This window comes from Aeribacillus sp. FSL M8-0235 (genome assembly GCF_038000355.1).
GTDB classification, from domain to species: domain Bacteria; phylum Bacillota; class Bacilli; order Bacillales; family Aeribacillaceae; genus Aeribacillus; species Aeribacillus composti.
In genome coordinates, this window is the sequence record NZ_JBBOBW010000001.1 from 2,710,023 (window position 1) to 2,722,695 (window position 12,673).

Below are 12,673 nucleotides of genomic sequence, written 5' to 3' on the forward strand. Positions count from 1 at the left end.
TTAAATCACCTCAAATTCGCTGAGAAAGTCCGTTCCGTCATAATAGTGCTTTCCACTCTTAGCTCGGAAAGTACCGTTAGCTGTGGAACTTTTTATCTGAATAATGGAAGCAGTGGTGATTCGGTGTTGAAGCAAGCACCTAACTGTATATCCTTTTTGATCGTCATCCTCAAACGGTTCAGGAGGTTCTATAAGGCCTGTCTCTTCACTCAATGTAAAGCGTTCATCATTGCCTTTTTTAATCGAACGAATGACCATTTGACCTCTGCGGTAGTACATAGAAGCACCGCAATCTTTGACCACTTCAACAAGGTTATTTTCAATTTGACCGGTAACCTTATAGCCATTTTTATATACCTTGTTACGCGGTAAACTAAGTTCAGCCAGCTTGATTCCAAGTATTTTTGTTAATTTTGTGATGATTTGTTTGGCTGTTGTACCATTCTTAAAAGTGATTTGCATTGTTTGTTTTCGGTACTTTGCTACTTTAACAGTTCTGCCTTTAATTCGTTTCTTCACATAATATTTTTTTGCAGGATCCGCCACATCAGGAGTCACTTTTATTCCACTATAGTCTGTACCTTCTTTAAAAGTAATAGTCGTGATTTTATCTGGACCATTATATTTTGTGACAATGGAAGTAATTTTTCCTGCACTTAAAACACCATAGTCACCTTTATATCCGGCCGTAACCGAAATATTTTGTCCTTTTTTAATTCGACTTATGGTAGTTTTAGTCAAATTATAAATTTTTACTGTATTGATATTTGGTTTTTCATCATCATCAAAGTTAATCTCAAATTGGATTTCGAGATCATCATTGGAAAAATTTAAATACCCTCCCGACACTCCAATTGTCACTTTTATTACTCTGCCGTATAAAAGTGTACTAGTTGCCATTGTCATCACCATTTAAATTGTAATTGTAATCGTTAGGGTCAGGTTCATCTTCGTCTTGTATATCATCAATATATAAAAAGACAGTAACTCCAAAATTTTCATAGGTGATACGGTCTTCTCTACCTGCCTCATCCATCGGCACGAGTGTAGGGCCGGGCAAGCGTTCGTCAATTAAATCCTCAAAAAGAGGGCGATTCAACACCATCTTTTCACCAAGGACAATAACATTTCCCTCACTGTCCCATAAATCAACCGTAAAAAAATCATTCGTCTGATTATAATTAATTCCCATGGTGAATTGCTCTTCTCCAATATCAATATCAAAGATAACCGGAACCTCTTCCTTGTCAAAATCGATATAATCCCGCTTAGCCATTTAATCACCTTCTTATTTAACCCGCAATTTTACACCAATGGGGATTCGACGATCGGGGTACTTGTTCCACTTTCTTAATGTCGCAATAGGAGTTCCATATTTTTTCCACAGTCCCCAGTATGTGTCTCCTTTTTTTACCTTGTGATAGACTTTCGTTGTTTTTTTTGTATTGGATTTACTTTTCTTTCCGCTTTTCTTTTTTGTTGTTTTCTTTTTGACATATGGACTTTTTGCTATCCGAATCTCTTGCAACTCAATTGATATACTCATGCCATTCCCAATTGTTGAATCAAATGTTGGCTGCATGCTAATAATGACTACGTTTTTGGCAGTAGTTCTACCAACATAAGTGACGACTGTTCCTGCGTTTTGCTTTTTTTCTAACGCATTGTAAACTTTCATTGCTTCTGTATAGTTCTTTCCTAGTATCTTTCCAGTTATAGTAAAAGTTTTGGGCTGCCTTTGTACTGAGTCAGTAATTGGCAGCCCCTTTTCTGTCGGATAAGAGGTGACATTAACAGTGTTGGTAAAGGACTCTTGCATATTTGCAATGGTGTATCCTGCTAATTTCCCCATTAATATGCCACCCCCGAATCGATAATTGATATAAAATCCTTAAACGCTTTTTCCATTGCATCATTAACAGCACGTTGAATTTTAGATTCGTTTGTATCGTTGCTATTACCCTCAATTTTAATATTGATGACAGGATTAAAATTGATCGTGATGTTTCTTTTTTGTTTGAGTAATTCTTGAGTTTTTCTGTTGTTATGAATCTGGCTTCCAAAGGGTAGATCAACGATTTCCGGTCCGTCTTCTCCCACAATTACTTGATCATGGTTCATTTTTCGACCGCCGTTTTTATATCCGACATATCCCTTACCACGAGCCATATTACGAAGTCCAGGGACATTCGCGATCGATCCGTACCGCGCATTCATGTAACGAATTGCAGCAACGGCATTGTGTACCGGGTTCCAAATGTCATTAAATCCAGGTAACTTGTATGCATTGAACGTCGGGTCGATTGTTTGGAACAGCCCTTTCGACGGCGTTCCCCGTTTTGCGTTGATATCCCAAAGATTTATTGCCTTTGGGTTAAAGCCAGATTCTTTTTTAGCAATCGTCATTAAAGCGTTTAGATAGCTTGCTGGTGTATTGGTAATAGCCATTGCTGCAAGAATCCATTTTCTTGCTTGTGCAGCTCCGGCCCCTGATACCGCCCCAATACCTGCAAAATCTCCAACTTTCTCTTTCAAGTAGTCAATTGCATTAGTTTTTAAGTAATTAAGTGCACTTTTACCGATACCGCCGATATCTATTTGCAAAGTGTTTTTACTGAATAACTTTTTAACTGCTGAAGCAGGATTTGTGATAAACTCTAAAATTTCATCTGTTATTTCACCAGCTGTACGTATAACACCGCTTGCAGTGTTTTTCACTTTATTCACAACTGTGCTAGCCGCTTCTTGAATGGATCCACCAATTCCTCTTGCGTAACCGGGCATACTGCCTTTCAATCCGCCAGATAGCATTTGCTTTGTTTTAGCGTGTGTCAGGACCCTTGTCCCCGGAGGGAGATCCACAATCTCAGCGCCATTTTGTCCGACAAGTGTCGCTCCTTTGTACGGGACGTAAGCCAATTCTACGCCTTCCTCACCAACTACAGCTGGTCCACCTGGATGAAAATTCGTACCTTTAGCATAAGATTTAACTTTGGATTTGGCTGATGCGGAACTGTATCCTGCTGGTTTCCACATCGGAATTCTTTTTTCTGATCCAAAAAATTCAAGTACTTTGTTAATTCCACTTGAAATAGCATTAACTACTTTAGCCAAGCCAATTTTGAAGGTATCCCATTTTGACAGAACTTGTCCTGTCTCCCAATCAACTTGATCAACATGCTCCTTAGCTTGCTTCTTGGCTTGCTCAACTACCTTTTTATGCATATCTTCAGCTTCTTTGACAGCGCCATCGCGAGTTTCCTTTGCTTTACTGATAATTGCCTTATACTGTTCTTCAGTAATAGACTTGTTTTCAAGGTATTCCTGGTTAGCTGCTGCTACAACTTCTTTGTATTTCTTCTCAGCCTCTTTGACAGCACCGTCACGAGCCTTTTTAGACTGCTTCACAACATCAGCCGCTTGTCTCGCACTGATTTCACTTGATTCATTTTGCAACATTGTTAAAATTGTTTGCTGTTCTTTTGCTGATTTTGATAGTGATTTCACAGCAAATGTATTCATTTTGCTTTGCAGTTTATTGATCTCTTTTTGTTCATCTTCGTTCAATGCACGCTTTTCCTTAGAAGCCTTTTCTAAAATTTTTTGTATTCTATCTTGTGCCTTTCGCACTTCATCCTGTTGCTTTTGATGGTTTGACTTCATGCTATTTAAAATAGCGTTCTGTTCTTTTTGACTGAAACCGCTAGATTTTAAGAAGTTAGAGAGTGTTTTTTCGCTTTTCTCAAACTTTGTTTTGAAGTTTTTGTTAATAGTATCAGCCATTCGATCATACGTTTTAATTAAACTATCAGCAGTATCTTTAGAAACGGCCTTTCCTGACCAGTTCATTTTGTTAAGCATGACAATAGCGCCGTCTGATAATTTTTTGTAGCTATTGTACGCTTTAGCAGTTGATTCAGATACGCCTTTTCCGAACTTAACGGTAGCAGACAAAGGATCTTCGAAGGCTTTTTTTAGTGATTGTACAATTTTAGGCCATTTCTTTTGAATAGTTTTACCAAACTCGATTCCAAATTTTGTTCCGGCTATAGAGCCAAGCATACCACCTATAGCTGTACCAATACCCGGAAGAATAGCCGATCCAATAGCAGCTCCTGCTGCCCCGCCAGCTAAAGAACCACCAAATCCACCTAAACTTTCACCAACAGTATCCTTCGACATGCCGATCAAAGATAATCCAGCAAGTGCAGTGCCTACAATAGGAACAGCCTTTGTAGCCTTACCACTAAACTGCATGCCCTCTTTTACTCGATTTCCTACTTTCGAAAAGAAACCGCCTTTAGTTGCTGCTTCATCTGTTACAGCTGATCTAATTTTTTTATTTTGAGCTTCTTTCATCAACTCAGAATAGCTTTTAGTCTTAGAAGTTGGCTGAATAGACGAAATAGATTGAGAGGCAGCAATAGTTGCATTTGCTTTTTGAATCTTAGAAGCCATTACTAGCGCTTCATTACCTGTCTTGGCCATTTCAGTACGGTAATTACTAAAGAATACTTTAGCACCGCTCATGACTTCACGGACTGATTTAATTGCCTTGTGTACATTATACAAAGCAAAAGATACGGGGATTATACCGCCTACAATTATGCTTCCCCATACAACCATAGACTTTGCAGAAGGGCTTAAATTGTTAAACCCTTCAACTAGATGTGTAATTACTTCAACGCCTTCTTTAACAGCTGGTTTTAATGTGTCCGATACACTAATTGCTGCGCTTTCAAAAGCACCTTTCATCTGTTCAACAGATCCGGCCAGGTTATCTGACATTGTATCTGCGGCTTTTTTGGAGGCACCATCTGATTCTTGAAGTGATTTAGTATATTTCCTTATTTTTTCCGGTCCAGCTTCCATCAGCGTTAGGAAACCTGAAGCAGCCTCAGTGCCCACCATCGCAGAAAGGTTCGCTAATTTTTGAGCTCTGGTCTGTCCTTCCAGCGATTGAGAAATATTTTGAATCAGATTGGCCAAGCCGACAAAGTTTCCTTTCGAATCCTCTATCGTGATTCCTAGCTTTTGCATCATTTTCGATGTTTCTTCAGATGGTTTTAACAATTGAATGAGACCGCCACGTAAAGTCGTTCCAGCAGTCTCTCCTTTAATTCCTGCATCACTCATTATTTCAATAGCAGCAGATACTTCTTCAAGTTTCATTCCTAACGCGTGAGCCGGGGCTGCAGCATATTTAAACGCATAACCCAAATCGTTGATGTCCGCAGCCGAATCATTTGCCGCCTGTGCCAAGACATCAGCTACATGACTCGCTGCGCTAGCTTTAAGCCCAAATCCATTCAATGCAGCAGTCATAACTTCGGCAGTGCGTGCCATACTTTCTCCAGAAGCTTCACTTGCTGAAATGACACCAGGCATAGCTGCCATAATTTGTTTGACTGTAAATCCGGCCTTTGCAAGCTCCAATTGACCAGCAGCTACTTCAGAAGCAGATTTAGTAGTACTTGCCCCAAGTTCAATTGCCTGATCACGCATTGCCCTAAATTGCTCCAAAGTAGCACCAGAAACGGCCTGTACCGCACTCATCTGCTTGTCAAATTCCATGCCAACTTTGATAGCCGCTGCACCTAAATCATACATTTGCTTAGTAAATGCACCGACACCAATTGTTGCCAACGCACCTTTTGCTAAATCGGCCGTAGAAGCGAAATCTTTTAAAGATTTACTAGAATCATCAACACTTCTTTTTTGTTCTCTGAAGCTATCTCCGGATCTTTTGGCACTGGAAGCTAGGCTACTATGTTCACGACTGGCACTTCTGGCACGATCGGCATTTTCTTTTAAAGAATCAGCGTTCTTTCTGATGGAACTGCTAGCATTGGCATATTTTCTACCAGCTTGTTCGATGGCTTTACCGCTTTGATTAGCACTTCTTTCAAGCTTGTCCGTTTCGTGGATAGAAGCATTAATCCTACGATTTGCATCATCAAGGGCTTTGGAGTTGACTTCAATATTGACCTTCATCGTTGTATTTCTAAGTGATTTAGCCATCTATCCGTCAACCCCCTTTCCCAAACAGTTTTATCTTCATTTTTGCAGCACTAATAGCCACACCAAGTTGTTCAGCCGTCATACGACCTACTTCCTCATGTGTGGCTATCCCTGCGATTACCGGCAACCAGTAATCAATATCTTCTTGTAATTTGCGATCATAAACTTCCTGTGGATCAAACTTACAATTGTCTACCAAGAAAGTTGTCGGCTAATGCCATCACCTCACGTAATCCATCGTGAGTCTCCCAGTATTCCCAATCCACTTTCGGATCAACAATGACATGTTCCATAATTTCTTCATAATAAGCAGAATCTACAACGTTGTTAAATCCATTTCGGCATCGATCAAGCATTTCAATCGTTGCCTTTACGCCCGGAAATTGAAAAGTATATTCCACACCAGCTACCGTATGTTTTTCTTGTTTACCAAATTTAGATTGTTTTACTTCTTCTTTTTGAACTTGTTTATTATTTTCGCTCACTTTCCATTCCTCCTAATTTCATTAGTAGTTGATAACATCAAAGTCTCCAACTTTGATCGTGTATTGACGTCCTTCCACTCCATCAGAAAAAGTAGCATCGGCTTGTTTTGTCACCATTGCTTTTGTGCCACCGCGTTTTTCACGAGTAGATGGATCATTCACCCAAATCGGGAACAATTCGCGAGATTTTGCTAGATTGTTAAAGAATTTACAAAATGGTGAAGTTTGATTTAGCGTGATGGTGATGGTTCCCAATTTAGAGTTATTAACAGTCCATGTTGTCTCTCCTTGAGCATTGGATTCCACCGTGACATTATCATCGTCCTTATTTGCGGTGACGAACGTCCCTTTTTTAAATCCCGTTACGTTCATGTTTTTTGCAGTTACAGTTACTTTCGAAGCGTCATAAACTCCGTCTGCCATCATAGATTCCTCCTTTTAATCAAAAATCAAAATAAGAAAGCGAGCTTGTAAGCCCGCCAGTTTGATTATTTTAGTAATTTACAACTGTCCCTTTTACCTTCATTTCGTGGAAGGCTCCTTCTGGATAATATTCAAAGCTCAGCCCACTATAAATACGTTTTTCCCTATCTTCTGCAGGAATCTCATTCATCGTTTTTGAAAAGACTGTAAATTCGGCATTTCCATTTTCATCTTTATCAATAATCCCATTTTGTGCAGCAACAGACAAAACTGTTGTTACGACAGAAACTGCCATTGCAATACCTGTGTCATTGCTTGGAACTTTATCATTATCGCTCAACATTTGCTGCAAGCCGCTTTCAATATTAGCTTTCACCCAATCTTGACCGTGAATGAAATCAATATATGAACCGCTTGCTGTTAATCCTTCAGAAGTCTGAGGAGTTCCCGCCTTCAACACGTAAGCATTGGCTCCAGAAGAATGTAATGATTTTAGCTCACCAGCAGAAATATCAATTGGTGTAACGCCGCTTAAATTCTTGCGGAACTTCCATGTGATTGATCCAACTGTTAGTGATGCAGCATCACCGACAATAGCAGCATCAATTTCTTCATCTGGTTTGTCAGGATGATAATAGAGAATGGTTCTAGAATTTAATTTGTATTGATCTATCTCTGCTTTGTCTTCAATTTTTAATACTAAAAACTTGAATTTCCGTGCTTGTAAAGCATTAGATACTGCCAATCTTTCGGATGAAATTGCATCTGGCAAGAGTAAAAAGTGCCATGATCTATCAAAATATTTTTCTAATGCTTGTACGATTGTTAACCCGGTTCCAGGCTCTCCTCCACCTGAAGCGCTATAAGTTGCTACAGCTACAATATCTGGTCTATTAGTTTGAGCGAAAACAGCTGCAGCCTTTTTGTATACGCTTGTACTTTCGGGAAAATCTTGTTTCAACGTATCCAACTCACTGTATTCTTTATAAATTGATTCAGTTTCAGTTGATGCCGCTAAGATCAATGGGCGTCCTAAACCAATCTTAGGCGCTGGATTCTGAACATCAATAGTCACTTGAACGTCTTGAATCGCCATTAGTTTGTACCTCCTATTTTAAATTCTTCAATCGGCTCTACATCATCTACATAGGTATCACGAACACGAAGCTGAACATCAAAACCAGCTGTACGTTCATAATCAATGGATATGAAATTGTCACGTTGCGAAAAATTCATTGTGCTTACCACAACAATCCCTTGTTTTTCCAACAAACTTCGTCCTTGTGAGGATTTTAGATAAGACTCTGTTTTTTTGGCCAAATTTAAAACGCCTACTGAACTAGTTCCATGCCAAGTTAATGACACAACCAATTCGAATAAGGCGCCTTCATAATCTCTTTCAATGCCAATCTTTGGAGAAGTGATGGTATAGCTGCAATACGGATAAGGAGGTGGTTCTCCTGCACTATTGCCAGCAATTAAGGGATATCCTGTTCCGTCTTTAACTGCTTTAATCAAAGCGCTTGTGACGGTGGTGTAATCAAAATCATTGGTCAAATGCACTCACCCACTTTAATTCATACAGATTAAATCCTGCATATGCTTTATACGGCAATTCTCGTTCAACCGAATACTTATGACCATCGCTAACGACTATACTTTTAATTGGAATGTCCATAGTAGTTATAAGCTGTCTGTCTGCTGATGAGAGACGGCCACCGCTTTGATAAATCTCATTCGAAGAAAATGGAATGACAACGGCATTAGTACTAATAGGTTCAGCCGCTGTTGGCGAAACCCATTCACCGGTATTTTCGTCATAATGGCCTTTATCATCTGGATTTGCGGGCAAAATAATTTGAATGGGTAAGCTATACTCTTCGATTAGATCAGAGAAATCAAACATATTCCCCATCGTCTCTCACCAACTTCCATGTGACGTGCATTCGCAATCCACCAGTGTCAATCAGTGGATTATCAGACCCTTTATTTTCAATCGTTAGTGGAGCATTAGGAGGCGTTCGAATATCCCTAATCTTATCTTGGATATCTCCTACTATCTTAGCCCCCAATCGCTTAAAAACGGTCTGTGCGTCTATTTCTAACTCACAAAGTTTTTCGATTTGCCTTTCTAAATAGTCCATCCATTCATCATTCTTTTCGTCGAACGTTGAACGGATAAAAGAACGTTCCGGTATATTGACACTTTCTTTCAGGATGAACATGACTTTGATTCCGTTCTCCGCTGTTTTGTCAGCAACTGCAAGAACATTTTTCCCTTTTGGTTGGAATAGGCCGGGAATATCTGCAGGTTTTCTGTCTCCTGCTTCTTTGGTTGGAATGGCAAGGTATTTATTCTTCGCTTTAATTTGTATCCCAAACTCGTGTACATTCGCGATCATTGCGTAAAAAGAATCATCCGAACCAAAAATGCCAATCTCGATGGAATAGCGATCGAGTTCGGCTAATTCACGATAAAGCCATTGCAATCCTTCATCATCTGTATGCACATTGACCATTTAAATCACCGTCAAATTAATCCTCGATTTTGCTGTAAGTCTGTTTTTCAAACGTTCATATTCTTGGCCATATGGAGTAGCACTCAACCCAGTATTATTATTAATAGATTGAGTGCTATAATCTTTTCTCATTGGTCCCACTGACTCTGATTGTGTTTGTCGGATATTTAGCGACCCAAGGTGAGCAGCCAAATACCGGTTCAACCGTTCTTCGTATTCTTCTTGTATACCTAATGACTTAACCTCTTGATAAGCGTCATCAATGATAATTTGCAGCTCATCATCCGTTAGTGCCGATAGGTGTTTAGCGATTGATCTAACTCTTTCAGGCGTTGTAACAGCCATTTTTATCCCTCCTATTCTTCAGGTTTTACAATTTTATCTTCCGGAGGGTTCTTGATTGATTCAATTTGTTTATCGATAGCTTCGATAACTGTTTTTCGATTTCCCTTGGCAGCTTCTTCTTCACGGAATTTTTGCAAAGTGGCAAGCTCAAAGGTGTCATTGACTAGTTCGATCGCTTTTTTTGCATCTAAAGACGCTAAAGAAGCGAAATCATCATCTTGTGCAATGACAATTTCGCCTTTATCGATTAAATATTTATTCAGTGGATGTTCCAGTGCTTTTTTAAACTTTTGCCCTTCCGATAAAGAAAGATTATTAACTCCCGGAATTAATCGAACACCAATATGACGAACGAATTCACCTAAATTTTGCACTAGCATCAGATTCCATCTCCTCTCGCAATAGCCATGGGATAACGAACAATGATTCCTCCGCAGCGTTCTTCTACCGGAACAGTCCATTTCGGATATTTCCATTCTTCATCAAGACGAGTAAGGTCCATCGGAACGACAAGTTGAACTACTTCTGGAGAAGCATCCATTACTAAGAATGAATCTGTTCCAGCTGTACCAACACCTTTAAGATCAGGAACACGATGGATTTGAGAGAACCATTGATATCCTTGAATGACTTGCAATATAGATCGTGCGTCAAAATCGCTGAAACGTCGATTCAACTCTTCGTATTGTTCTGCAGGTACGCATAAAACAAGATTCGATGAATTTGAATGCCCTGGCAGTACCGTTACTTTTTTACGTAGTTTCCGAATATCTTCAATGATTTCAGCGCTTGTTTTATTTACCCATTCTGTTTTACCGCTTGCTCCTTGAGCAACATTTTCAATTTGAATACCAGGAGTATTCACAGCACCTAAAATGTTGTAATCAGGGTCTCCAATCCAAGCAAGCTTATTTTCCTTTTCAGCTACAGCTCTACGAGCAACCGCAGCTTTTGTAGCATCAACAGTAGTTCCTGTCATCTGTGCTGCCCGCAACTCTTGAACTGTGTAGGTGAATCCTGTGGCAATTGTATAGATTCTAGCAAACTCACGACGAATATCAGCGTCTACAAGTGGCAAATCATCTGCTGCATTTCCCATGATTTTTGCTACGCCAGAACGAGTCAGAACGTTATAAGCATAGGTTTCTGCTCCTGGATGAATATCTGATTTAATATCAAAGCATTGCCGCGCAGTTAATTCCTCATATTTCGGTTCATATAGTGTGTTATCGATCGCTTCAAGATCGAGTGCTCGAAACATTACTTTATCCATCTAAAATTCCCCCTTATGGTAAGTTAATCTCTAATTGTGCTAATCCGTTGGCTGCAGCTGAAGTTTTAAATACTCCAACCACCCCTGATTTCTCTGTAACGGTTGTATCCGCTGGCCGGAAATTGCCTGTAGCATTATCAATAACCGCTTCATCACCCTTCACTACATCTTCCAAGACTTCTACAAAGATGATGCCGCGTCGTAAATATGAAACAGCGTCACCAGCTGAATATTTGCCATTTACAGAATCAGAGACGTTCGCTAATCGAGTTTCTGCAAAATGGTTCGCAATGGCCACCCCTTGAAATTTTCCTGTTCCATCGTATGTTTCCACCTTGTTTGGATTAGTGGCGTTTAATTGGACTGCTACACCCCAATCAATGTCTTCAGCAGCCGCCCCGGTATCTGCCCGGTGGCCATGGTAAGAAGCTACTTTACCTTTTCCTAATTCTTGTGGCATGTACTGTTCATAACTAGTAATAGGCATGTTTCAAAACCTCCTTATTTTGATTTGTTCATGTTTTTAATGTTCATGCGTTGTTTTTTCTTTTCCTCAACAGCTGATTGTTGACTTGTTCCCCCGAAATTTTTAAGCTGGTTGGCCCCATCAGAAGAAAATCCTCTTTCGCTTACAACACCAACTGTTGCATCGAAGAATGCGTTTATATAGTCATCCGACTTTCCATCACCTTTAAAGTCTGGTTTCACCTTTTGGATAACGGCTTCTTTGATCTCACGTTCTGTTTTTCCTGTAAAATCAAAAGAATCACCAAGCAATGGTTTCGCGCTGGTGATTAATTCAATACGTTCATTCACTTTTTTGTCTAATTCATCTGCAGAAAGGGTATTTTTCTTGGCTTCCTCCAATTCTTGTTCTTTCGCTTTAAGTTGAGCTTCTAATGCGTCATATCGGCCTTGCAATGCGTCATAATCCTTTAATTTTGTTTCAGCAGCGTCTAATTTTGCTGCTTGAGCTTCAATAAATGACTTAACCGCTGAATCCACTTCATATTCCTTGCCATCGATTTTGTATTTCACCATATTTATTCCTCCTTCATCTTCGATTTGCCAGGCATCAGAGTCACCACGAATAGCAACTTCAGGACCAGCACGCCCTTGATCAACAATAGCAATATGATTGATTTCAATGTTTCGTTGAACATATTCATATTGCTGCCCTTGATAAGTGCCTGATTCTGCAACGATGTCAGCCATAAAACCAATGCTAATCTCTCGTTTCCCGTCACGAATCTTTTGAATAAGCCCGGCATCTGTGACAGTAAAAGAGACGACTAGCTTTAAATCTTGTACTCTCGCATCCGTATGTGTAATCCCTTTTGCATATTGGCTGAAATTTTGCAATGTGACAGGTTCGTTAGGATGGTCATCAGTAACCGGCTTTGCTTGTGCCGATTGAATCGTTTTGTCTGAAAAGATTTCCTCTGGCAACTTTGCTTCCATCTGAACCGTTCCATCACTTCTCATATAGGGAAAGACACCGGGACGAGTGATAGGTGCTGTGACGGTTAGGTATCCCTCTTGTGTCTCGTCAAAATCCTGTATGAATGTTTTATCATACCTTTGGAGCTTCACACGTTATCACCTCC

At 39.8% G+C, this 12,673-nt stretch carries 16 protein-coding genes; all 16 read right to left on the reverse strand.

Annotation, left to right across the window (positions count from 1 at the left end; translation table 11 throughout):
- Entirely contained in the window at positions 1–900 is a 900-nt protein-coding gene (locus tag NSQ71_RS13215; protein WP_340734040.1) for a phage protein, read from the reverse strand.
- Positions 890–1,276: a phage baseplate plug family protein gene (locus tag NSQ71_RS13220; RefSeq protein ID WP_066249634.1), complete on the reverse strand. Its 387-nt coding sequence runs from the start codon at positions 1,274–1,276 to the stop codon at positions 890–892. Before NSQ71_RS13220 ends, NSQ71_RS13215 begins: the two co-directional genes overlap by 11 nt.
- A gap of 12 nt (positions 1,277–1,288) precedes the next feature.
- On the reverse strand, positions 1,289–1,852 hold the full coding sequence (locus NSQ71_RS13225) for a LysM peptidoglycan-binding domain-containing protein (RefSeq protein ID WP_340734041.1): 564 nt from the start codon (positions 1,850–1,852) through the stop codon (positions 1,289–1,291).
- Positions 1,852–6,021 carry a phage tail tape measure protein gene (locus NSQ71_RS13230; protein ID WP_340734042.1) on the reverse strand — a complete coding sequence of 1,390 codons (4,170 nt, stop codon included), beginning with the start codon at positions 6,019–6,021 and terminating at the stop codon, positions 1,852–1,854. Before NSQ71_RS13230 ends, NSQ71_RS13225 begins: the two co-directional genes overlap by 1 nt.
- 7 nt (positions 6,022–6,028) lie before the next feature.
- Positions 6,029–6,220, reverse strand: a complete 192-nt coding sequence (locus NSQ71_RS13235; protein WP_066249641.1) for a hypothetical protein — start codon at positions 6,218–6,220, stop codon at positions 6,029–6,031.
- Positions 6,204–6,506 (reverse strand): hypothetical protein, encoded by a 303-nt coding sequence (locus NSQ71_RS13240; RefSeq protein WP_340734043.1) that lies wholly within the window; start codon positions 6,504–6,506, stop codon positions 6,204–6,206. Before NSQ71_RS13240 ends, NSQ71_RS13235 begins: the two co-directional genes overlap by 17 nt.
- A gap of 21 nt (positions 6,507–6,527) precedes the next feature.
- Entirely contained in the window at positions 6,528–6,932 is a 405-nt protein-coding gene (locus tag NSQ71_RS13245) for a phage structural protein (protein WP_340734044.1), read from the reverse strand.
- A 67-nt stretch (positions 6,933–6,999) separates the two neighbouring features.
- A complete protein-coding gene (locus NSQ71_RS13250; RefSeq protein WP_340734045.1) occupies positions 7,000–8,025 on the reverse strand; it encodes a DUF3383 family protein in 1,026 nt (341 codons plus the stop codon).
- Positions 8,025–8,486 carry a phage neck terminator protein gene (locus tag NSQ71_RS13255; RefSeq protein ID WP_340734046.1) on the reverse strand — a complete coding sequence of 154 codons (462 nt, stop codon included), beginning with the start codon at positions 8,484–8,486 and terminating at the stop codon, positions 8,025–8,027. Before NSQ71_RS13255 ends, NSQ71_RS13250 begins: the two co-directional genes overlap by 1 nt.
- Positions 8,476–8,844 carry a hypothetical protein gene (locus NSQ71_RS13260; protein ID WP_340734048.1) on the reverse strand — a complete coding sequence of 123 codons (369 nt, stop codon included), beginning with the start codon at positions 8,842–8,844 and terminating at the stop codon, positions 8,476–8,478. Before NSQ71_RS13260 ends, NSQ71_RS13255 begins: the two co-directional genes overlap by 11 nt.
- Complete coding sequence (locus tag NSQ71_RS13265) at positions 8,828–9,448, reverse strand: hypothetical protein (RefSeq protein ID WP_340734049.1); 621 nt, start codon at positions 9,446–9,448, stop codon at positions 8,828–8,830. The genes NSQ71_RS13260 and NSQ71_RS13265 overlap by 17 nt, the downstream gene beginning before the upstream one ends.
- Entirely contained in the window at positions 9,449–9,793 is a 345-nt protein-coding gene (locus NSQ71_RS13270) for a DUF4054 domain-containing protein (RefSeq protein WP_340734050.1), read from the reverse strand. It abuts the gene before it with no gap.
- 11 nt (positions 9,794–9,804) lie between these two features.
- On the reverse strand, positions 9,805–10,173 hold the full coding sequence (locus NSQ71_RS13275) for a hypothetical protein (protein ID WP_340734051.1): 369 nt from the start codon (positions 10,171–10,173) through the stop codon (positions 9,805–9,807).
- Positions 10,173–11,066: a DUF2184 domain-containing protein gene (locus tag NSQ71_RS13280; protein ID WP_340734052.1), complete on the reverse strand. Its 894-nt coding sequence runs from the start codon at positions 11,064–11,066 to the stop codon at positions 10,173–10,175. Before NSQ71_RS13280 ends, NSQ71_RS13275 begins: the two co-directional genes overlap by 1 nt.
- 13 nt (positions 11,067–11,079) lie before the next feature.
- Positions 11,080–11,553 carry a structural cement protein Gp24 gene (locus tag NSQ71_RS13285; protein WP_066249664.1) on the reverse strand — a complete coding sequence of 158 codons (474 nt, stop codon included), beginning with the start codon at positions 11,551–11,553 and terminating at the stop codon, positions 11,080–11,082.
- Positions 11,554–11,567: 14 nt separating this feature from the next.
- Positions 11,568–12,659 carry a DUF2213 domain-containing protein gene (locus NSQ71_RS13290; RefSeq protein ID WP_340734053.1) on the reverse strand — a complete coding sequence of 364 codons (1,092 nt, stop codon included), beginning with the start codon at positions 12,657–12,659 and terminating at the stop codon, positions 11,568–11,570.
- Positions 12,660–12,673 lie beyond the last annotated feature (14 nt).